Annotated in this window: 13 protein-coding genes; 6 read left to right on the top strand and 7 right to left on the bottom strand. The window is 43.9% G+C overall.

Annotation, left to right across the window (positions count from 1 at the left end):
* Nucleotides 1-490: 490 nt before the first annotated feature.
* The 3 genes from DUT71_RS09870 to DUT71_RS09860 all read right to left on the bottom strand — a co-directional run bounded on the left by DUT71_RS09870 (nt 491) and on the right by DUT71_RS09860 (nt 10,041).
* A complete protein-coding gene (locus DUT71_RS09870) occupies nt 491-1,732 on the bottom strand; it encodes a T9SS type A sorting domain-containing protein (protein WP_113662363.1) in 1,242 nt (413 codons plus the stop codon).
* A gap of 67 nt (nt 1,733-1,799) precedes the next feature.
* The gene (locus DUT71_RS09865; protein WP_113662362.1) at nt 1,800-3,044 is read right to left on the bottom strand and encodes a T9SS type A sorting domain-containing protein; all 1,245 of its coding nucleotides are present in this window, start codon (nt 3,042-3,044) and stop codon (nt 1,800-1,802) included.
* A 7-nt stretch (nt 3,045-3,051) separates the two neighbouring features.
* Nucleotides 3,052-10,041, bottom strand: a complete 6,990-nt coding sequence (locus tag DUT71_RS09860) for a T9SS type A sorting domain-containing protein (protein ID WP_113662361.1) — start codon at nt 10,039-10,041, stop codon at nt 3,052-3,054.
* Between the two features lie 1,258 nt (nt 10,042-11,299).
* Between DUT71_RS09860 and DUT71_RS09850 the strand changes: the two genes are divergently transcribed.
* The 5 genes from DUT71_RS09850 to DUT71_RS09830 all read left to right on the top strand — a co-directional run bounded on the left by DUT71_RS09850 (nt 11,300) and on the right by DUT71_RS09830 (nt 19,339).
* Nucleotides 11,300-11,878 carry an RNA polymerase sigma factor gene (locus DUT71_RS09850; RefSeq protein ID WP_113662359.1) on the top strand — a complete coding sequence of 193 codons (579 nt, stop codon included), beginning with the start codon at nt 11,300-11,302 and terminating at the stop codon, nt 11,876-11,878.
* Nucleotides 11,879-11,960: 82 nt separating this feature from the next.
* Nucleotides 11,961-13,097 carry a FecR family protein gene (locus DUT71_RS09845; protein ID WP_113662358.1) on the top strand — a complete coding sequence of 379 codons (1,137 nt, stop codon included), beginning with the start codon at nt 11,961-11,963 and terminating at the stop codon, nt 13,095-13,097.
* A gap of 222 nt (nt 13,098-13,319) precedes the next feature.
* Entirely contained in the window at nt 13,320-16,568 is a 3,249-nt protein-coding gene (locus DUT71_RS09840) for a TonB-dependent receptor (protein WP_162796016.1), read from the top strand.
* A 10-nt stretch (nt 16,569-16,578) separates the two neighbouring features.
* On the top strand, nt 16,579-17,979 hold the full coding sequence (locus tag DUT71_RS09835) for a RagB/SusD family nutrient uptake outer membrane protein (protein ID WP_113662356.1): 1,401 nt from the start codon (nt 16,579-16,581) through the stop codon (nt 17,977-17,979).
* A complete protein-coding gene (locus DUT71_RS09830) occupies nt 17,972-19,339 on the top strand; it encodes a TlpA family protein disulfide reductase (protein WP_113662355.1) in 1,368 nt (455 codons plus the stop codon). The genes DUT71_RS09835 and DUT71_RS09830 overlap by 8 nt, the downstream gene beginning before the upstream one ends.
* 51 nt (nt 19,340-19,390) lie before the next feature.
* Here DUT71_RS09830 and DUT71_RS20195 read toward each other — a convergent pair whose 3' ends face one another.
* The 4 genes from DUT71_RS20195 to DUT71_RS09810 all read right to left on the bottom strand — a co-directional run bounded on the left by DUT71_RS20195 (nt 19,391) and on the right by DUT71_RS09810 (nt 21,814).
* Nucleotides 19,391-19,618 carry a DUF6520 family protein gene (locus DUT71_RS20195; RefSeq protein ID WP_162796015.1) on the bottom strand — a complete coding sequence of 76 codons (228 nt, stop codon included), beginning with the start codon at nt 19,616-19,618 and terminating at the stop codon, nt 19,391-19,393.
* 160 nt (nt 19,619-19,778) lie between these two features.
* Nucleotides 19,779-20,816, bottom strand: a complete 1,038-nt coding sequence (locus DUT71_RS09820) for a hypothetical protein (protein WP_162796014.1) — start codon at nt 20,814-20,816, stop codon at nt 19,779-19,781.
* A 10-nt stretch (nt 20,817-20,826) separates the two neighbouring features.
* Nucleotides 20,827-21,270, bottom strand: a complete 444-nt coding sequence (locus DUT71_RS09815; RefSeq protein WP_113662352.1) for a MauE/DoxX family redox-associated membrane protein — start codon at nt 21,268-21,270, stop codon at nt 20,827-20,829.
* A 202-nt stretch (nt 21,271-21,472) separates the two neighbouring features.
* Nucleotides 21,473-21,814 (bottom strand): helix-turn-helix domain-containing protein, encoded by a 342-nt coding sequence (locus DUT71_RS09810; RefSeq protein WP_113662351.1) that lies wholly within the window; start codon nt 21,812-21,814, stop codon nt 21,473-21,475.
* A 354-nt stretch (nt 21,815-22,168) separates the two neighbouring features.
* Between DUT71_RS09810 and DUT71_RS09805 the strand changes: the two genes are divergently transcribed.
* On the top strand, nt 22,169-23,029 hold the full coding sequence (locus tag DUT71_RS09805) for a toll/interleukin-1 receptor domain-containing protein (RefSeq protein WP_113662350.1): 861 nt from the start codon (nt 22,169-22,171) through the stop codon (nt 23,027-23,029).
* Nucleotides 23,030-23,105: the final 76 nt, after the last annotated feature.

The following is a 23,105-nucleotide window of genomic DNA, read 5'->3' as shown; positions in this document are numbered from 1 at the left end:
TGTATAAATTTATTAATATGAAACACCCGAAAACAGATGCTTAATATATAATTAGCGGTTTTTTCTATTCTTACAAAGTTTGTTTTAAATGTTTAGATTGCCGGATTGGGTCATGAAAGCTCATTTATAATTTACATTTGTTTTCTACTTATTCATTAAATTAATTGACGGTTGATTAATATCTCTCCATACTAAGATAGTAATGCGTCGATATACTATAAACAGATTTTATCACAATATATAAAAAATATTTTTTCGATTGATAGTATTGTCTTCATAAGTATTAAAGGCAAATCTTTTGAACGAGAAAAATATGAATAACGAAATTATTCAAATAATTATACATGTATAACTAGCCCAAAATATATTTAATAACCAATCTAGAACGACTGCGAAGTAAAAAGTATGTATTAAACATAGGGTAATTGCACGCGACTCAAGTAATACCAAACAGTAGAGAAATAACCGTTCAGGCGTGTTGTCTTTCAACTCATTCCACCTGTAGCCTTTCCCGGTACACCTTTCCCTGCCTGTCCTCCACATGCAGCAGATAAGTTCCGGTAGCCACATGCAATGAAAGCTCCGCACTCCCTTTACCTAAGTCTGTCTCCTGTCGGTGCACCAAGCGCCCTTGCAAATCATACACACGCAAAGAGACATCGCCAGGCACGTCTGCGGAAATGCTGAAACGTCCGTCCGATGGATTCGGATAAACCTGCACTGCTTTCTTCTCCCAATGCTTCACACCCAATGCTGCGGTATAGACCGTAACGGTATCACGGGTGATGTTGCCACAGATGGTTTGTACCACCACATAGGTATCGGTAGCGCCGACCAAGGTATTGGCAGGCACAATAATCCTTACACCACTGTCTATCAGCATACCCTTATGATACCATTTGCAGTCCAATCCGAATGCTGTAGTATCGGGATTACCGATCTCTACCGTTCCGCCCTCCGGCACATGACAGTCAGGCCCGGCATTAGCTTTATAGTCAATGGGAATAACAGAAACATCGTCGAAATAGAAATAGGAATATTGAATTAGTCCTCCCCAGATATTATGAAAAGTATCCACATCTTCATTTTTGGCGAAGCAGCCTAGAGTGATATGGGTCTCGTTGCCGCTAGCCACAAATGAGCCCTCTACTTTTGTCCAGTTGAAAGTATCTTTAATAATCTCGGTAGAAAACACTTGTGGTATTACATCCGTAATCTCTGCACCCGGCGTATCTCTTGCATTGATACTGCCGTCATCAAGATAGGCTCCTATTTTGTTCTGGCCGTATGCTGATGCCTCTCCCATGACTACCCAAAAGCTGACACAATAGGTTTGCCCAGTTTTTAAGTGCTTATGTAAGCGTCCTTGGGCATAGTCTCTAAAATTAGGAGGAATAATTGACGGTGGCAGCGGCATCGTTTTATCATAATAAGTATGTAGTCCAACGTAAGCATTTCCTGTATTAGGAAATTGATAGCCTCCTGTATTTTCAGGAATGCCTGCTTGATATATCGATTTTGCACAAACATTGAAATACTCCGGAGCATACGGTGGGTTATCTATAGTATCTACCGCACAACTCCAATGCTTAGCATAAGATATTTGACTCCATCCGTCAGGGCATTTCACGGTATCCTCAAAAGAAGGATTTTTTACATAATTGATAATCTGTGCCTGTGTAGTTAAACAGGCACAGATTATAGCAATTGTTATCAGAAGGCTTGTTCTCATACGGCATCTATTGGATTACAAAGCGCAGACAGGTGACCGTACCCGTTATACCGGTTATACCGGGAGTTTACTCTACCTGTAGCCGCTCCCGATACACCTTTCCCTCCCTGTCCTCCAAATGCAGCAGATAAGTTCCGGCAGCCACATGCAATGAAAGCTCCGCACTCCCTTTGCCTAAGTCTGCCTCCTGCCGGTGTACGAGCCGTCCTTGCAAATCATACACACGCAAAGAGACATCGCCAGCTATGTCTGCGGAAATGCTGAACCTGCCGGTTGAAGGATTCGGATAGACCTGTACCGCTTTCTTCTCCCAATGCTTCACACCCAATGCTGCGGTATAGACCGTAACTGTATCACGGGTGATATTACCGCAGATGGTTTGTACCACCACATAGGTATCGGTAACTCCCACCAGGATATTGGCAGGTACGGTGATCCTCACACCACTGTCTATCAGCATACCCTTATGATACCATTTGCAATCCAGTCCAAAAGCAGTCGTATCCGGATTACCGATCTCTACCGTTCCTCCTTCCGGTACATGCACATCAAAGCCTGCGTTTGCCATGTAATCAATAGGAATAACAGAAACATCGTCGAAATAGTAATAGGAATATTGTAAAAAACCTCCCCAAATGTTGTAAAAAGTATCCACATCTTCATTTTTGGCGAAGCAGCCTAAAGTAATGTGGGTCTCATTGCCGCTAGCCACAAATGAGCCTTCTACTTTTGTCCAGTTGAAAGTATCTTTAATGATCTCTGTTGAAAAGACTTGTGGTATTACATCCGTAATTTCAATGCCCGCTGTATCCCTAAAATTTATGCTTCCATCATCCAAGTATGCTCCTATTTTATTCTGTCCGTATGCAGAAACCTCTCCCATTACTACCCAAAAGCTGACGCAATAAGTTTGCCCAGCAGTCAAATTTTTATATAGACGACCCTGAAAATAATCACGCCAATTAAAGTGTAAACCAGGAGGGGCTGGAAGGGTTTTATCATAATAAATAGTCCCTCCCAAATAGGCATTACCCGTCCTAGGGAACTGATAACCACCGCTATTTTCTGGTATCCCACAACGGATAGGATACGATGTTCCCGAACAAGTATTGTAATATTCAGGCGCATAATATGGTTCTCCAACTGTATCTATTGCGCATGTCCAAAATTTTGAGTAGCTGATCTGGTTAATTTCGTCAGGGCATCTAATCGTATCCTCAAAAGAAGGATTTTTTACATAATTGATAATCTGTGCCTGTGTAGTTACACAGGCACAGATTATAGCAATGGTTATCAGAAAACTTATTCTCATAAGGCATCTATTGGATTACAAAGCGCAGGCAGGTGACCGTACCCGTTCCGTCTTCTATGCAAAGGAGATAAAGTCCGGCGGCCTGTTCTCCTATATCCAGGGTCACTTTACCCTTATTAAAGGTACAAAGGGATTGATGAACCAGTGCCCCCAACGCACTATACACTTTGATACCGGCTGTAGCGACCTGTTTGTCTCTAAGCGCTGTAAGCGTAAAGCTGCCGGTATTGGGATTCGGATACAAGGTATAGGCTCCATCTACCGCTTCGCCTCCCGTGATCGCCCCACCTTTTACCCGGCGCTGCTGCCCACCACCATAGCGGCAACTGTCATCGTGGTAAATGATCATCGTATCCCGCATCAGGCTGTAGAGGCTCCGGGCCTTGTACACCACTGCACCTTCCAGGTCGGGACACCTGTCCGCCAGGTCGGCAATGGCTGCCGTATCACTTGCATCCATCGTTTCCCGCATAAAGCGCAGATAGGTACGATAGTACTGCTCATAATTACCCACGATGGCATCGGCCTCCGGATAATCGGTAAGGAGGATGTTGCCATTTACCCGCAAAGTATCCATTGCCGGCACGGGATTGTCCAGCAGGGTTTCCGCCAGCGTAGTATCCCCGGCAGCCAATGCCTGCTCTATAGCCGTCAGCCAGCCGAAACGGCTGTCGGCTGCCACCGTCATAAAACTGTCCAGCGTGGCAGAAGAATCCCGCAGATCGGGCATCAAAGTTGCCCTTTCGTAGAGCGATAATTGTGCCATCCATTGGTTTACCTTAAACTCTTCATCGTAGCCAAGGCCGTCCACGAGGATAAGACCACCCAGGGGCCTGGGGCCGCCATGCGTACCTACGGCCGGGTCTCTGATCACAACGGTAGGATTGATACCACCTTGGCAATTCGCATCCCATTGAGCGTTTGAAATTAAAATACTACCAGACGTACCGGAATAATTATAAAGATACGGTGGGGGCATTCCCAATGGAGTAGTTTCATTTACTGTTGGTCTTTCCACAGAGCCACCAGAGGGTATATTTGACACCCACAATTTAGAAAACATGGTACTTGTTGGGTGCACTCCAATCGTTTGGTACCTAGATGCTCCACCTCCCCACACTCCACCAGACCAAACATTTTTGGTCGCACCCCAGAAATAGGTCGGTGTCATGGTCACAAAATTGTACATACCTCCCTGATCGCCGATGTCCGTACCCAGCACCATACCCTTGTAGGCATGGCTCATGGTATTGCCGATCCAGCGGGTTCCCGTTTGTGCGTAAGGCCCCGCAAATTCAAAGGCCCGGCCTATATTGGTACTGCTGTTGCCGCATACACGCAGGTCGGTATTGGCTACCGCATATACGCCCCGCATACGGTCGGCTGTACTTATAGGTCCGAGTGTACCCGTGTACAGGGTATTGCCGCTGATGGTCGCCTGTTGTGAATAGATGCTACGGATGGCGTATTGCCCACCACTGGTAATGCCAGCCACCAGGGTATCCCAGAGCGTGATGGTATTGGCATTGACCGTTGTTTTTGGGGTGTGCATATCACTGAACAAAATACCGTTCCAGACCATGCTCATCGAATTACCATTGATGTTCAGCGTATTGGCCGCTCCCCAGCCGCCACAGTAGGCTTCGATACCCTGGGCAATGTACTGCCTGCCCGTATAGGCGCTGTAGGCGGGGTCGGGGTTCTTCGCATAGAAATTGTTGTTGTTCAGGTCGGCCACCGCACCCGCAGGCGGATTGAGCATGTACAGGTAGATACCGCAGTTTACATTGCTGATGCTATTGCTCGTGATACTGTACTGCTTGTAGTTCGTTCCCGCCACGATCCACATCGCCTTGCCCGTATAGATCTCCCAGGGGTAGGCCGCTCCCGGAGCCGTTTCGCCCGCCCGGTGGCTGGTCGTGATGACCGCACTGCTGATGTCCAGTTGCGAAACATTCTCCGAACCGATGGCTTCAAAACAATCGTGGAAATAGTTGGTAAGGTTGCCGCCCGAGGCCGTCAGCCGGAGACGGTTGTGGTAGGCCCCGTCACTGCGGGCAAAGATGCCCAGTCCGCCCCAATCGGGCAGTACGGATGACGGCTGTGTGGAAGGCTCATAGCGTTTCGACATATTGATAAACACGCTGTTGCGCACCGTCATATTGCTCCGGTTGGCAAAGATGCCGTATTTGTGGTTGTCGAACAGGTTGGTGGAATCGGTGGAATTACCGCCGCCAATGGCCGTTTCATAAAAAGTTGCGCCACCGCCCGTAGTCGCCCCCACATACTCAAAGCGCAGACCCATGTACTTCATCATGCTGTCCTTGCACATCGCACGCGGATAGCTGCGGCTCAGCCTGTAGGCATCCTTCGCACTGTTTACCGTCAGTTTGGTGCGCAATGCGCTGGCCGTTGGCCAGTTGTCGGGATAGCCGCTCACCGTATCAAAGGCACGGGCCGTAAACACGCTGCCCAATACGGAGAACGGATAGGTGGTGGATGTGCTGGGATTGTAGTTGCGTACGGAAATATCCAGTTGGTTCCGGTTAAACACCGATGAGGTCGCCCTGATGATATGGCCCGAACCGGGTGTGCGGGGATTGTTGGCATAGATGGCCATCACCGCATCTTCGATCAGGCTGTTGTTGCGTACCTCTATCCTTCCCGATGAGCTGACACCGCTGGCCAGCACGATACCCTGCCACATCATGTTACTGTCGGGACAGGTGAACCAGTGGCTGTGATCCAGGGTGAGCATGGCATTGTTGTCCACCGTTACGGTCACGTCCTTGCCGATCAGCACTTTGGCATCGGTAAAGGTGGTGGTGCCGGTAATGGTGATGTTGTCGGGGATATAATAGTAGCCCGCTCCGAAGGTACCGCTGAACGTACCGCTCAGGGTTGTGGCGGATGTGCCGAATACGTCTACCGGCGAACAGGCACAGGCGCCAGCCGTTGTAATAACGGAGCTTGCCGTATTGGTACAGCCGTTGGCATCCGTTCCCGTCACCACATAGGTACGGGGCGAGGTCAGGGGCCTTACTTTTACCGGATTGCAGGTAGAGCAGGAAATACCCGTTGTCGGAGACCAGGTATAACTAAGGGCCCCTCCGGCAGTGAGGGTCGCGGAATCGGTACCGCAGATCGTAACACTTGCCGGACTTACCGTAACGGTCGGCAGGCTGTGCACATTGATCAGGAAGGTATCCTTATTGCTACATCCGTTCGTATCGGTTCCCGTCACGACATAATAGGTCGGCGCCATAACAACGATGGAGGTTGCCGGACAGGTCGGACAGGCGATGCCCGCAGTCGTACCCGAAAGTGTAGCCCAGGTATAGGTGGATGCGCCTGCTCCGCTTACCGTTGCGCTGGAATACTGACAAACGGCGGAGGGGGCGATGGCATGCACCAGCGGTTTGGGATGAACTTTTACCAATATGGAATCCCTCGCCAGACAAGCATTGGTATCACTTACCGCTACTGCAAACCATTGGTCTGTGGGCGGATTTACCGGGGTAGACGCACAGGTAGTACATCCGATCCAGGGGGAACCCCGCCAGGTATAGTCCATACCACCGGAGGCGGTAAGGACCACAGGGTCAGTGCCACAGGCAAAAGGAGGAGAAGCTACTATACTCACAGGGATTGCAGGCCGGACAGCTACGGAAACGGTATCTTTCAGGGTGCATCCCCCGGAAGTGGTTACGTCAAATACATAATCTGTTGAGCTTGTCAAATTGGGCGTGATTACCATTCGGCAGGTATCACAAGACAAAGAACCGTCATACCAATAATAGGTATAGGTACCCGATGTAGCGATTTCCAAAGCAGTGCGGCTATTATGGCAAATGACCGTATCCCTGATGGTATACTCCGGAAGGGATTTTACCGTAATGTTTACCGGATAGGTGAAGCAGCCAAGTGCATCTGTTACGGTCAGATAATAGGTGGTACTGGCCGATGGATTGGCTACGGGGCCGGAGCAGCTGGTGCAGGAAAGGCCGGAGGAGGGTGACCAGCTATAGCTTACCGTGCCCGTTGTCCCGCTAATAACAGGTGTCAGCAGCATAGAATCGCCCTGACAAATGGAGGTATCCCTCAGTACTACTACCGGGCCTGACGCCGGGTACAGGATAATGGAATCTTCCACCAGCCGGCAACCATCATAAACGGCCACTTTATATAAGGACGTATCTTCAGGTAATACATAAATAAGGCTATCCCTGCTGATGGTGTCTCCATTGAGTGTCCAGGTATAGTCCAGGGCGGTGCCCAATGTGTCTATACAGCTCCGCATCGTTTTGTTCTCTACGACAGCTTTCAATCGTGTATTGTTACAGGGCGTCCATAGGCTGTCATGAATGCTTACTACAAATTTGGAGGTATCTTCTACAAGAGAGACATTATCCAGATAGAGCTCCGGAAACATATTCCCTATCTTAATCGTCAGCATATCCGAAGGAATGTCTGAACAATAGACAAATGGTATTTCCACATGTGTCCAATCAGTACTTACGGCAAATTCAGAGACCGGTTTAAGGGTGTAATTGGTTTTGGGGATATGAAAATCGGTAAATGTAAGTCCGCCATAGCCTACTTTCCCCGTGTCGGTAAAACCAAATTCAACGGGCAGCCTTGTACCTGAAATGGCGGGGATATGATTGGGGATATGGTAATCCAGGGCAAGTTTATAGCGTTTACATGTCCTTAAGGTATCTGCCAAATAGTAGTGGGTTGCGGTACCCGACCGCATCAATTGGTAGCGGTCACCGGAATCTTTCGGCGGCAGAATGCGCAGCATATCGGGGTCGGGGAAGTTGTTCTGAAAAATCCCGAAACCGGATGTCGTTAATCCTGTCGAATCACAATTTGCATAGGCATTACGAATCGCACATCCTCCTCCGGAAGGCATATAGGCATAGGCCCAGTAATCAAACGGATGGCTGTCGGCAAAATGGGCGCCATACAATCTGCCGGCCCGGCCCGCTATCAGAGAAGTATTATTGACACTTTCATTAGCGATGCGGACCTTTACTTCCGTACCTTCCTCAAAGCCACCGTTTAACACTAATTCTTCACCCGGCTCCGCACCCACATTGTTTCCACGATATACATCTATGGTATGCATGACAAAGGCGCCTTTTTCCTTCCCGTCATATAGGTTATAGCCAAATTGCGCCCTGCCCATAAAATTGTGGCGGGGGGTATAGGTAATTGAGGTACCGCCACCCCCAATGGTCAGGCTGGCATGGTTGTTCCCCCCCTCGCCGCAGCCCCTGAAGTTGACCAGGGAGCCCGGATAGATCTGCAAGGGGTCTCCGTCCGCATCGTGCAGGGAGGTATCGGCATTCAGGTGTATGGTCCATACCGTACCGGAATCATTGATTAAAATGGTATCGGCATCCATTTTCTCATGGAAGGCATCAAGTGCATATGTCGTATATAATCCACTGTATTTAACGGAGCTCATTCTCGACGACCAGGGAACATGGTTGGTAGCGGCGGCAGAAGTGCTAAGCGGAGCGTTCAGGGTATAGCCCAAAACATCCCGCAGGGTCACAATCTCCCCCTTTGTGTAGGTTCTTCTTGTTACTCCTTCCCGGCTGAAAGGCCCCATAACATAATCCTGTGCATCGCCCGGTGAAATTCTTTGCCTTGCGGCAAAGGCATCATATTCATCATCCATATGGGCAAAACTGCTTGCCCATTTGGTATAGGTAAAAAGGTAGGAAGCCAAATAGACGGGGTAATTATCAGGGGCTTGTTTACCATTGACCCAGTAGGAATAAGTACCGGGGCTATAGAGTACGGTTCCCGATGAAAATGCCGGACTAAGCGTGGTAAGGGAAGTGCCATGCGATGCGGCATGTAAGGCCGTATCGATACTGGAATAGATAGGAGAAGGAGTGCCTGAAGGGAAAATGCCCAGATAGCTTGACCAGCCCAATGTATGGGTAATCTCGTGCAGAACGGTGGACATGAAATCGATCTGGCAATGTGCCACCGGTCCCAGGCTATCGTTGTAGTTGACCGGCTCATAATCCCCCATAAGTACACCAAAGTCATCAGGAACATGAACGCGGTCAAAATTAATTTTCATTTCGGCATGGTAATCCGTCATAGCCGTGGGGTCGGTGCCGCTTGTAATAAATTTATGGACATCTCCATTGACCACGCCTGTTGCCGACGGGGAGTGCTTTGCCCCGGCCCTGGCAAAATAAGTGGTCGGGAAAGGGGCTATATGGGAACTGGTATAGGAGCTGTCCACATAAAGGCGGATATATTGGCCTGACGGGATCAGGCTCATGTCAATCACACTTTGTACATAACTGAGCACTGCACAAACCACAGCCCTGCGGTTGGCACCGGAAACAGGGTCGTCAAACCCCTTAGCGGAACCCATGGCTTTGTCGACATAATAGACCTGAAATTTGCCACAGGTGTCAATGGCCGTTACGGGAAAACTAACGGGAAGGATATAATAGCCGGAGCCTCCCCCTCCGGAACTGTTGACCAGCCCCGAAAAGTATTCGGCGCTCACGCCACAGGGAAAGGCCCCTTTGGAGAGTTCGCCCGATCTGATAAACAGGCTGTCCGGAGGGCTTTGTCCCCATACCGGACCAAAACAAAAAAGAAACAGGAAAAGGGTTGTGCACATTGCACTGATGCGTTTCGGCACAAGGCCGAAAAAAGCATATAGCACGAACAAATGAAATTTAGGTGTTATCATAAGCATTCTTTTGACGGATGAGAAAATAAACCCGCTTGTTGCCACAATAATGAAAAAACGGCACAGGGAACGGGCAATACATTTAAGCAAGTCGGACCATAGGCAGGCAGATTTTGGTGGTGAAGAAATCTCCCACTGCTGCCGGGACGAAAACGAAAAAGCAGCATGGGCTTTACTGTTTAACTCGCCAGTCAGGGGTTCGAAGCCCTTGTACGCAAGTACAGCAAACACCCACGCTGCTGCGCGGGCGTTTGGCTTATACATTGGCTGCGTACAATTAATTTCGAACTTTGACTGGCAGCTTTTTGTATAGCAAACGCTATAATGTCTAGTATGTCTTTATTCTTCTGTTGCTATCAGGTGATAACGGCTTTAAGTCCTGGCGAAACTACTAAAATTATCGGTTAAGCGTTTACAAAGAAGGTGCTCCTTAGACAAAGAGTAACCGTTCTTAGAACAAAAGAAACAAATTTTGAATAAAAAATCCCCAGTGTTTTCACGGTTGACTTTTTCAGATTTTTTCAATATTATACCGCCATTTTTACCCTCTCCAACAAAAGAAATACAACCTTTATTCAGGACGCTTAATGACAATGTATAGCCTCTTTGGAACTGCATTGTATACGCTAAATCGAACCAAGATATTCGGCAATAAATGAATTTTCCGGCTCCCCAATAGCTAGGACATTTCGGCGTGCATTCTATTTTTTTACCAGACAGGCAAAGATCTTTCAAGTGTTTCCCCCTATGGTCTTTTCTATGTCGGCTGATAGATATTTTACGGCAATTATTAGGGTTTTTCTCTGGCATTCGAGCCCGATTTATCAGCGTCCTTCTCTTTATGGCATTCAGAAAAACATTCACCATATCTGGTATATTTATGTCATTCATCCCGCCCACGACTTCGGAGTAAAGGGCGGCAAGATCTCCGTTGTGATACAACGGTACATCTTGCCGTTCGCAGTGAAACAGGCGAACCGCCCCAACGTTGCCAAACCTACGCTTAAGAAGGTCTGTTTAGCCGATGGGTATTTGTCCAATAAAAACTCAGTAGATTATAAGGTGCTCGCAGCACTCATTGCTTAGCTATCAATTAAATATTCCATGTAACACATACCACGAAAACGTCCTTGACATTTAGGAAGAAACAACTTTACATACCTCGTAATTCCCCCAAAAACACAGTGCCGTTTTTAAGATGGACGAACTTTCAGAAACTATAAAAAGATTTTTTTCAAAAGAAAAAACGGAAAAAAGGAAAGCAAAAAACATGTGGACGGATAAAAAAATGATGCGGAGAGCTATAAGTCCCGTAGGGTGGATTTGTGAGGCACGAACAAAAACATTATGCGCTCGTAGCATCTGCCGTCCACTAGCTTGGCTGCACTTTTTGTCCGTTTTTCAGGAAAGAAACAACAGCAATGTATGTAGGAGAAATTAACAAGCAGTATGGTTCAAATACAATACAGGCTTGCGTTTGTGTTAACATTTTTTTAAGTTTGGTTTACCAAAAGCAAACAACGTGAGTACCCAAGCCCTATATGACGACAAGGCACTACTTGGCCAAATGGCACAGGGTAGCGAGCAGGCTTTTGCCCTTTTATACAACCAGTACAGACACTTACTGTTTGTACACATCTACCGAAAATTGCAAGACGAAGATGAAGCCAGAGATGTGGTACAAGAGATTTTTTTAAACCTTTGGGAACGCAGGAACAGCCTACAAATAAAGGATAGCCTCTCGGCATATTTGTACAATGCCGCCCGTTATCGCATCATCAACCGTATCAGCAAACAGCTTAATGCTTCACGATATATAGACCATTTTCAAGCCTTTGTAAATTCCTACGCAGAGGGTACCGACCATAGGGTACGCGAACGTATGCTTACCGCTCTGCTTGAAAAAGAAATTGAGCAGCTCCCCACAAAAATGCGGCAGGTTTTTGAGCTTAGCCGTAAAGAAGGCCTTAGCCATAAAGAAATTGCCGAACGTTTAAACATCACAGAGCAGAGTGTACGTAGCCACGTAAAAAATGCGCTGCACATTTTAAGGCCAAAGTTTAATATATACCTGCTTGCCATGCTGCTGCTACGCCAATAAAACTATTTTCATTTTTTTTACCCCCCAGTTTTCATCTTAGCTGACCTATAGTTAAACAGCCCTTGGGCATTTAACAACAGATATGTCAAAACACTCCCGTATTGCGTATGAAATTATAGAACGCTACAATGCCGGCACCTGTACCCTACAGGAAAAAGCAATGGTAGAACAATGGTACGAAACCATCGAAACACCAGACTTTGACCTGCCTGAAGAGCGCATGGAAGAAGTTTTATACGAAGCATGGAAAGGCATAAACGCAGCAAAAAAACGAGTACGGCAGCAAAAAACATGGCGCCGAATTGCTGTGGCCGCAAGCGTACTGTTGGTAGTGGGCATCGGTATTTATACCATGCTTGGACGTAACAACCAAACAATAACAGATAGCGCAACAGCAATAGCCAGCATTAAGGCCGGCACACCAAAAGCCATGCTTACACTTTCTAACGGCGAGAGGATAAGCCTTGCCGATGCCCAACAGGGCAAACTTGCCGACGATGGCGGCACCGAGATTACCAAAACCGCCGATGGCGAAATTATTTACACCCCCCAGGCCCCTAAAGGGGGAGCAATTGGGCTTAACACCATTGAAACCCCAAAGGGCGGCGAATACCAGATTGTGCTGCCCGATGGCACTAAAGTATGGCTAAACGCTGCTTCTACGCTAAAGTACCCTGCCTCGTTTGGTGCGTTAAACGAAAGGCGGGTAACGCTAAGTGGCGAAGCCTACTTTGAGGTGGCACACAACAAGGCCAAGCCCTTTAAGGTGGTAAGCGCAGGGCAAACCGTAGAGGTACTGGGCACGCACTTTAACATTAACAGCTACGCCGATGAAGAGCGAACTTTAACCACACTTGCCGAAGGTAGTGTACAAGTAGCCCTTAGTAATGGCAGCACCGAAAAACTTAAGCCAGACCAACAAGCCATAAATACCGGAAATAAATTAAACGTACAGCCTGCCGACCTGCAAACCACTCTGGCATGGAAAAATGGTAAAATGTACTTTAAAAAAGCTGATCTGCCAACCATAATGCGACAGGTGGCCCGATGGTACAACATAGAGATACAATTTAAGGGAGACCCTTCTAAGCAATATTATACCGGAGGCGTAGCACGTAGTTCCAACCTGGCTACACTGCTTAAGATATTCCAGTCGAGCGGCATCCATTTTAGTATAGAAAACACGCCGAAAGGCAAAATACTAATAATAGAACCTTAAAAACCCAAAGCCTATGCCATAAAAACAGTTAATAATTAATTGATGGCCTCCATATAAAAAAGCCAGCAGTACTGTGACGAGTACCGCTGGCAAATTGGGGCCAAATGAAGATCGTAAGAAGTAATCACTTAAACCCTAACACTCAAAAGTATGAATTTTTTTACATGCTTTTGGCATGCCTGTGCGCAAAGCCGAAAGCAACTGACCAAAACCCTATTGGTTATGAAACTAACTGCCCTGTTCATATTGTCCTGCTATCTAAATGTATCGGCAACGGTATATGGGCAAAACATAACCCTAAAGGCACACCAAATCGCTATTGAAAAAGTATTTGAGCAGATAGAGCAACAAAGCAGCTACAGTTTTTTCTACAACGAGCACACCTTGGCAAACACCAACAAAGTGAACATGGACATAAGAAACAGCAGTATTGATGCAACACTAACCGCCCTGTTTAAAAACCAGCCATTAACCTACGAGATACTGGATAAGACCATTGTGGTAAAACGCAAAGAAAAGAGCTTGTTAAACCGCATTGCCGATTACCTGAAAGCCATTACCATAAATGGCAAAGTGGTAGACGAAAGCGGCCAGCCCTTGCCCGGGGCGGGCATAAAGGTTAAGGGCACTACCCTTAGCACTACCACCAATAGCGAGGGGCAGTTTACCATAGCCAACGCACCCGATAAGGCCATACTGCTAATTTCTTTTATAGGCTACGAGGCCAAAGAAATTACAGCTACACCCAATATAACCATTACCCTATTACGAAGCAATTCTAAGTTAGATGAGGTACAGGTTATGGGCTATGGTACAACAACCAAACGCCTAAATACGGGAAATATATCTACTGTTAAAGCAGATGTGATAGAAAAACAACCTGTAACCAACCCCATATTAGCTCTTAGTGGACGCGTGGCCGGGCTACAAATAGCGCAAGACAGCAGTTTGCCGGGAGCAGCACCAAAAGTTAGGGTTAGGGGGCAAAATTCTATGAATGCAAATAATGATCCTCTTTATATTATAGATGGTGTACCATTACCAACCACATCATTAGAACGTTTTAATTACCTAAACACAGCAAATGGCGCAGGAAATGGCTCTCCTCTAAACACGATTAATCCCAATGATATTGCTTCCATAGAAATTTTGAAAGATGCGGATGCGACCTCAATTTATGGCAGCAGGGGTGCTAATGGAGTGATATTAATTACTACTAAAAAAGGCAATGTTGGCAAGCCGGAAATTAAGGCTACTTTTCAAAGTGGATTTGGTTCGGCTACCCAAGTACCAACTTTACTTTCTACCAGCCAGTACGTACAGGTACGCAAAGATGGCTTTGCAAACAGTAATGCAACACCCACTACCGCCAATGCACCAGAATTATTGGTATGGGACCAACAAGCATCTACTGACTTCCAAGATTTGCAAATTGGAGCCACTGCCAAACAAACAGATGCCAGCCTAAGTTTAAGCGGAGGTTCTAAACAAATTACCTTTCTGTTAGGTGGCAACTTTCATAACGAAACAACACTACAAGGAAATAACTCTGGATTTAAAAGAGGTGGCGCACATCTTAATCTGAACTATGTATCAGATAATGGCAAATTGCAAATGCAGTCAAACACATTTTTTAACACGGATAAAAGCAACATATTAGGGGCTAATGGGAAACTATCATTATTCAACTTTCTAGCACCACCCAATTTCCCTCTGTATAATGCTGATGGCAGCTATCATTGGCGAACTGGGTATACAAACCCCAAAATAGATTATGAAAACCCATACAAAGCATCTAACTATAATTTAAACAGTAACCTCTCGCTCGAATATAAGGTGATAGAGAAGCTATCATTAAAAGCGAATGTGGGCTATGGGTTAATCAACAACAGACAATATTCCGGTACTACCATTATCTCGCAAAATCCGGCAAGTAACCCTACAGGTACTGCTGCATTTTTTCAGGCATCTTCGCAAACTTATATTTTTGAGCCACAAATTGCCTATAAAGACAATTTATTAGGTGGAAATCTATCACTTTTAGCTGGCGCTACACTTAATGGTAGTTCTATCAGGGGTACAACAATTGCGTTGAGTGGCTATACTAACGATTTGCTGTTAGAAAGTCAAAACTTCGGTTCGCTTCTGACCAAAGGAAGTACAACTACTGAATACAGGTTTGCATCTGTTTTTGGCAGATTAAATTATAACGGGCAAGATAAATACCTGTTAAATGCTACATTTAGAAGAGATGGCTCCACCCGTTTTGGCCCCAATCGCCAATTCGGAAATTTCTTTAGCATAGGGAGCGCATGGGTATTTACAAACGAAGCCTTATTGAAAAATAAGTTACCATGGTTAAGTTATGGAAAATTAAGGGGTAGCTACGGTACAACGGGAAGCGATGGTATTGGTGATTACCAATATTTGAACCTTTACAGAGCAGCAAGTAATTATGGGGATGAGATTGCTATTATACCCACAGGCTTAGCCAACAATAATTTTCAATGGGAGGTTAATAAAAAATCGGAAATAGGTTTAGAACTGGGAGCTTTTAATAATAGGATTGTATTCAATACGGCCTGGTATTTAAACAGATCAAGCAATCAATTGGTAACCTATGCGCTACCGACTATTACAGGCTACACCGGCTATACCGCCAATTTGCCCGCAGTAGTGCAAAATAAAGGATGGGAATTTGAGCTTGAAACCCAAAACATCACAAATAAGGATTTTCAATGGTCAACTTCTTTTAACCTAACCATACCCAATAATAAATTAGTTAGTTTTCCCGGTTTGTCTGCTACTACCTATGCCAATAGCTATGTTGTAGGGCAATCGTTAGGTATTGTACAACGATACCACTTTCTGGGCATAGACCCTCAAACGGGTGAGGCTATTATTGAAGATGTTAATGGTGACGGAGCATATCAGGCCCGGTCATCCTATAACGATCAGAAGGGAGATTATGTAATTGCCGGCAAAACTGACCCTTATTGGTATGCAGGGTTAAATAACTCTTTTCAATACAAAGGATTTGAATTAAACTTCTTCTTTAACTATGTAAAACAAGATGGTTATAACCTGTTCAGATTTTACAACTACGCAGGTAAACTACAAAATGTATGGACTGATTTTCTGGGATACTGGAAACAGCCGGGAGACCTGGCAAACCTGCCCAAACCTACATCTGCTAGTTTAGCATCAACTAGTCGTTACATATTATCTGATGCCACCGTTTCAGATGCTTCTTTTTTGCGGCTTAGAAACGTGTCTATTTCTTATCAACTCCCTGCCAAATGGCTAAATAGTGTAAATGTGAAATCTTTTAAGGTTTATGCCCAAGCACAGAACTTATTAACCTTTAGTAATTACGTAGGTTACGACCCTGAATTACCCATAGGAATATCTGCTACAGCGCAATATCCCCCAAATAAACTATTTGTTTTTGGTGGTTCAGTAAATTTTTAATGGAGTAAAAATGAAAATATTTAAAAAACAAAGTCCGTTGCGCTTACAAGGTAAGTTCAATTGGCTAATTATATACTTACTATGTTTAACAGTATCATGCAAAAAGTTTGTAGAGGTTAATAATGTTACCGATCAGCTTTACGCTGCCGAAGTTTTCGATAATAGAGGTACCGCCAATAGCGCTATTGCAGGTATATATAGCACTTTTAAGCAAAATCTATTTATGTCGGCTACAAGTTCGATGTCTATTTTCACAGGGCTTGCCAGCGATGAATTAAAAAACAGAAGTAGCAGCATTACTTTCGATAATTATTTCCAAAACAACCTGTTCCCGCAAGATATGTCGTGGGCGGGCAATTACAACACCATTTACCTCTGTAATGCGGCAATTGAAAGGCTTGAAAAAAGCTCTTTGGCAGAAAACGTAAAAAATCCATTTATAGGCGAAGCCAAATTTTTGCGTGCGCTCAATTATTATTTTCTGGTAAACCAGTATGGGGCCGTTCCTTTGGTATTGGCCACCGATGTAGAAATATCATCAAAAACTGTTCGCACACCTGTTAACGAGGTATATGCGCAAATGATTGCCGATTTACTGGACGCACAGACCAAACTCAACCCCGATTACTCGTTTAACAGCAACAACCGAACAAGGGCAAACAAATGGGTAGCTACTGGGCTTTTGGCGAGGATTTACTTGCATACCAGTGATTTTGCCAAGGCCGAAATACAATCTAATGCAGTTATTCAATCTGGCTTATATAACCTTATCGGCATTAGTAGCCAACTCTATGGCAGAAATAATAATGAGGCCATTTTTCAGATTACCAATTTAACCTCTAACCAAAACTATGAAGCGGTGTTGTTTCTTCCGAGCACTAATCCAAATTTTGTGTTGACCAGTTCAATGACAAATTCTTTTGAACCAAATGACCAACGCAAGGAAAAATGGACCAAAAGATATACCGTAGGTACGGAAACATTTTATACGCCTTTTAAATTTACGGTAACCGCTGTGGGCAATACCGAACAAACCACCCTATTGAGGTTGGCAGAGCAATACCTCATAAGGGCGGAAAGCAGAATACAGCAGAATAAAATAGCAGATGGCGTAGCAGATTTAAATATACTAAGAACTAGAGCAAGCCTGCCAAGCCCTAACCACTTAGTACCTATTGCTGATAACATTAGCAAAGAAAATGCACTGCTTGCTGTAGAACGTGAAAGACGTAATGAACTGTTTGCAGAAAACGGTCTGCGATGGTATGACATTAAACGCACCGGCAGGGTAAATACCATTATGGCACTAGAAAAACCCGGCACATGGAAAGCTACCGCCGCACTCTGGCCAATCCCGTTGGGCGATATACAGAAGTTCAACTCGATTACACAAAACCCGGGCTATGAATAGAATTGTTACAAAAGCAACTAGCTTAATAGTTTTAGGTTGTTGTTTAATTATACTCAATGTACTTAATCTAAAAGCGCAAGACAAGAAAGTAGGGTTAACCATTGGCGATCAGGTGCCAGACCTTCAGTTTGCACAGGTAATGAATGCGAACTATAAGAGCGCACGCTTGTCAGACTTTAAGGGAAAGTATGTTATCATTGATTTTTGGGCCACCTGGTGCGCTCCTTGTGTAGGTGCATTCCCTAAACTGGGTAAGCTTGCCGAAAAGTTCAAAGACAAATTAGTGATACTGGCGGTAACAAGAGAAACAGATAAAGTAATTGGTAGTTTTTTCAAACCCAGACCGGGAGTATTACCGTCTAATATTCCAGTGGTATATTCCGATACTTCCGTTAATAAATTATTCCCACACCGAATGATACCGCATGAGGTGATTATTAATCCAGATGGCAAAGTAATTACCACTACTTCTACTGATGATCTGACCGAAGAAAATCTGGAAAAACTGTTTAAACAACATGAGGTAAATTTTAAGGTAAAAAAGGACAATGTTAGTTTCAATCCCTATAAACCATTGCTGTTAGGCGGACTAAACGAAAATGCAAACTCAGATGTTATCATTACGTATAGTTCAATTTTTACGCCATTTAACCCTAGCATTCGTGCGGGAGCTGGTCAACCATTTGTAAAAGACGGTTACGCTATGATACAGGCTACTAACGCAGATATTGAAACGTTGTACCAAACAGCATTCGCCTCTAAGCCCAAACCATATACATTAGTCAACGATCCAAACTGGCCTTTGCGCTACCCTTCAAGGTTAGTTTGGGAAGCCAAAGATAGTACGAGATATTACTATCCCGGTCGGCCACGTTCTAATAGAAGAGTACAGGAAGACAGCCAATTTTGTTACGAGGTGGTAATGCTTGCAAAAGACGTTGATAAGTTAAACAGTTGGATGGTTGCGGATCTTAACCGTTATTTTGGAGAACTGTACGGCATTGAGGGTTTAGTTGAAAAGCGGAAAGTAAAGTGCCTCAGTTTAGTGAGGATACCCGGTATTTCTGTAATTCCATCGAAAGGAGGTAAAAAAGCTACAACTATAGATGGGGCAAGGAAAATATTTGATTTTTCTAACTCAACTACTGATGAGTTTCTTTTTATGTGGATGAGCTTTCATTTATTTAGGTACATGACGCCGATCCTTAACGAAACCGAATATAAAACACCGCTTGACTTCCGTTTAGATGCAGACCCTAAAGATATTTGGGCAGTATCAAAAGCATTGGAAGCATACGGCTTTAAGCTGGTTGAAACAGAGAAAGAATTGGATATGATTGTAATCAGAGATAAAAAGTAAACTGAAAGAGGTCGATAAGAATTTATCGACCTCTTTATTTACAGTTCAATGCTATAGTTCTGTTTTTCTAATTGGCAGGTTCGTTTCAGCGTCAAAACAGCAGATTACCTCAATAACATTCTGACAGTCTTCAGGATTGTAGGACATATCTGGCTCTGTTAAAAACGGACTTGATTTGCAAGGAACATTTTCACTTGTGCTTTTTGATGTAGTGGCATAGGTAATGCCGGTAGCCAAAAGCAAGGCTACTGCTGCTAAGGAGATTTTTACTTTTTTCATTGTTTTTAAAATTAGATGGTTAAAAAATGGGGCGTTTGGTATTCGATTTTATATACCACAACAAAAATTAAACAATCCGCTATCTGTTATCAGCGTATCGGGCGGCATTACCGGCTACGCTATTGTTGAGGGTTAATAAATTATTCCTCTTTCAAGATATTTATGTGGGCAACTGCTTTAGGTTAAGCGAATAAATACTCAACAGGTGTTTGCTCAATACAATAACCCGGTCGTTATAAATTTTAAATAATGGCACCTGCTTTTTGGGCTTAGGCAGATAAAAACTTCCGCTATACCTACCATCTGTAACACTATAAACATCTATAACCGTATGGTCATTATCCGTAGTCTCGTCATCGGCATTCAATAAAGATTTTACGTAAAGCCTACCTGCTGCCACCGTACTGTAAGCATTAATGGTAAATGGTGGCTTAGCAAACGATACATAAGATGATGTTTTTTTTAGCCCTACTGGCGAAAACTTTACCGTATCAATGGTACGGGAGTTATAAACCTTTTTCAATGTGGTATCAAAACAGGTAATCTGGTTATTGTAATAACAAACGTAAACCAACAAGCCCAACGAGGGGTCGTAACTCAGTTTACCATCTAACGTAATTCCCGCATCTCCCAATTCGGGAGACAGATTTTTCTCCACAAGTATTTGCCGGCTGGCCGCAGCCACCTTTTTAAATTTGCTGTTAAAAGAGGGGGTATCAATAGCTTTTACAACCACATCGCCATTATGCAGCATAACTGCATTGGTAAAACCTCCGGTTAGCAATTGCATAGTATCAACCTGTGCATTTAATAGATTGTATCTGATTTGGCAGCGTGCGTAACTACTATTGATGTAAACAAAGGGATAAAGCACCTCGGTAGAAAAAGCATGAGCAAAACCAGCAATTTTAGGCATGGGAATAATAACGGTATCAAGGGTATGCGATTGGCTTGAAAATTTATACAGTTTACCCACCGTAGCCGTTTCTATAAAAATCCACTCATCGTAACTGCCACATACATTACGCACCTCGTCTATAAAAGGCAGTTCTGTTGTAAGTGTTGGGCTAAGATGAATTATAGAGCGGCTAAACCCATTTTTGTGCCGGGTCTTGTTGCTAACATTGGTGCCTAATGCCAATAGTATTGCAAAAGCAGCAACTGTTAAACCCACTAAAACGAATATCCTGTTTTTCATAACCATGCAGTCAATTGAAAGCGATTTTCATTGCGGAATTACTTTTTGGCAACAGCTTAAAAAGCAAAACCCCAACTAAAGCCAGTACCGTAAAACCCACATTAAATATTAGATGGGCGTGCCAGTCCATCAGGGCCAATATGCCGCCACAGCTACAGGGTATAAAATAGCTATGGTGCAGCATCATGTAGATATAGCCCGTAAACAACAGCATTAAAAAGAACGAACCATACAGTGCCAACAAGCGTGTTGCTTTGGGCACCAACAAAACGGCTAGTACAATTTCGCCCAAGGGCAATAGCCAGGCGATTACACCTGCCATACTTTCTATGTAAGGAGAGCGCCCCAACTGAAACCGGAACTTGTCGTACTCAAACAACTTGCTTAGTCCGGCGTACATCCAAAGAACAATAAAAAGGATAGTAATAAGTTCTAGTGTAATTCTTCGGAGCATGGAAAACTATTTTAAAGGGTCATACTGTCTATATTCCGTTGATCGCATTTCATCTGCTCAGAGTTTCTTCCGTAACGCCTCTTCCGTAACGCCATGTAAAATTAGAAGAGCCTGTTTATCCAATCACGGCAAAAAGTTATCCAAACCAAGCAAATCGTTATCCTATTGCGGCAGTATATTATCCAAACGTGCCTGCCAAATTTTAATCGTTTGCAAAGCCTGCATAATACGTTGGTGGGTGGCCATAATATTTGGTAAAAGCCTTTACAAACGAAGGGAGACTGCGATAGCCTACAGCATAAGCAGTTTGGCTAATACGCATGGTACGAGAGGTAATTATGTTCATGGCCGTTTGCATCCTTTTGCGATGTATGTAGTTAAAAACCGGCTCTCTGTACATAGCTAAAAATTGCCGTTGCAATGTGCGGGTACTCATTCCATACCGTTCGGCCAAAGCTGCAATAACAAGCTTTTCATGGATGTGCTCATCAATGAAACTTTTTAGTTCCTCTAAACGGGTTCTATCACTTTCATATAATACCATATTGCTGTGGCTTTGGGTAGACTAAATAGTGGTGTGCCCATACGGTAAGGCCACACTACTAATAATGGTTGCAATTACAAACCAAAAATAAAGCTATGCGCTTCCTTAAACCAGGGTAATATACACGACTTTGCAAGTGTGAGGAGGAAAGGGTGAACCGTAATAGAGAGTTGTTTAATGTAAATATACTGCCCCGGATATTTTATGTAATTTTAATTCATATAACCAAACTATAAGAATGCAAAAAACACTTCTTGTAATATAAATCTGACTTAGGCTAGCAAATTCAGACCAGGTTTCTTGTGAATAATTTAAAAATTTGCTAACTAGAGTATAGAAAAATTTATCTAAATCATGAACACAACATACTACCAAAATCAAATAAATAGCATTGAAAAAGAAATAGCTGATCTATATAAAAAGATAGCCGATGAAAGCAAAAAAGAAAATGACAAGACCAAACAGATTGATACCGTAAACAGGTCTATCAATAAAAATACTTCACTTGCATCCCTGCAAAGCAAACAACGTCAAATACAAAGCTATCAAAATGAAATTTTCAACTGTAAAAAAAAAGTAGCCGACCATCAGAAGAAAATAGCAACAAAAACAAGTGAACTAGGACGGAAGAAACAAGAACTTAGAAAAGCTGAAGAAAATGAACAAAAAAAGCAGAACCAGAAACAATTAGATTTTCAACGGGAGTTACAGCGTTCTATTGAGCAACAAAAAAGCCAATTAGACTATTTAATTAATCAAAACTACTCATCTAAATTAATGTCCAACCAACAAGAGGCTTTTGAAAATGAGATTAAGCAATACGATTTCTTTATCTCTCATGCATCAGAAGATAAAGACGGCATTGTGAGAAGCCTTGCAGATGCATTAAGAGATAATGGGTTTCAAGTGTGGTATGATGAATTTGAACTGAAAATCGGAGATAGCCTGAGAAGAAAAATAGACACAGGTCTAATAAATTCAAGGTTTGGAATTGTAATCATATCCCCTTCGTTTGTAAAGAAAAACTGGACAGAATATGAACTCAACGGTATGGTTGCAAGGGAAATGAACGGACACAAAGTAATTCTTCCAATATGGCATAAAATATCCAAAGACGAAGTTCTAAAGTTCAGTCCAACCTTAGCGGACAAGATGGCGTTGAATACTTCAATTCATTCTACAGAGGATATTATAAATGCATTAAAGGAACTATAACAAAAGAACGTTTACGTAAAATAAATCTTTCTCCCTAATTTAACTAACAAACCTGATACTCCGCAAAGCCCATATC

The sequence above is a fragment of the Pedobacter nanyangensis genome (genome assembly GCF_003313505.1).
Taxonomy (GTDB): Bacteria; Bacteroidota; Bacteroidia; order Sphingobacteriales; family Sphingobacteriaceae; genus Pedobacter; species Pedobacter nanyangensis.
Note: the sequence above shows the minus strand (reverse complement) of the source record. Positions and strands in the feature narration are given on the sequence as shown.

Coding starts and splice junctions, on each gene's coding strand:
- DUT71_RS09870 (WP_113662363.1), bottom strand. CDS start 1,732: ATGAGAACAAGCCTTCTGATAACAATTGCTATAATCTGTGCCTGTTTA.
- DUT71_RS09865 (WP_113662362.1), bottom strand. CDS start 3,044: ATGAGAATAAGTTTTCTGATAACCATTGCTATAATCTGTGCCTGTGTA.
- DUT71_RS09860 (WP_113662361.1), bottom strand. CDS start 10,041: ATGTATAAGCCAAACGCCCGCGCAGCAGCGTGGGTGTTTGCTGTACTT.
- DUT71_RS09845 (WP_113662358.1), top strand. CDS start 11,961: ATGTCAAAACACTCCCGTATTGCGTATGAAATTATAGAACGCTACAAT.
- DUT71_RS09840 (WP_162796016.1), top strand. CDS start 13,320: ATGAAACTAACTGCCCTGTTCATATTGTCCTGCTATCTAAATGTATCG.
- DUT71_RS09835 (WP_113662356.1), top strand. CDS start 16,579: ATGAAAATATTTAAAAAACAAAGTCCGTTGCGCTTACAAGGTAAGTTC.
- DUT71_RS09830 (WP_113662355.1), top strand. CDS start 17,972: ATGAATAGAATTGTTACAAAAGCAACTAGCTTAATAGTTTTAGGTTGT.
- DUT71_RS20195 (WP_162796015.1), bottom strand. CDS start 19,618: ATGAAAAAAGTAAAAATCTCCTTAGCAGCAGTAGCCTTGCTTTTGGCT.
- DUT71_RS09820 (WP_162796014.1), bottom strand. CDS start 20,816: ATGAAAAACAGGATATTCGTTTTAGTGGGTTTAACAGTTGCTGCTTTT.
- DUT71_RS09815 (WP_113662352.1), bottom strand. CDS start 21,270: ATGCTCCGAAGAATTACACTAGAACTTATTACTATCCTTTTTATTGTT.
- DUT71_RS09810 (WP_113662351.1), bottom strand. CDS start 21,814: ATGGTATTATATGAAAGTGATAGAACCCGTTTAGAGGAACTAAAAAGT.
- DUT71_RS09805 (WP_113662350.1), top strand. CDS start 22,169: ATGAACACAACATACTACCAAAATCAAATAAATAGCATTGAAAAAGAA.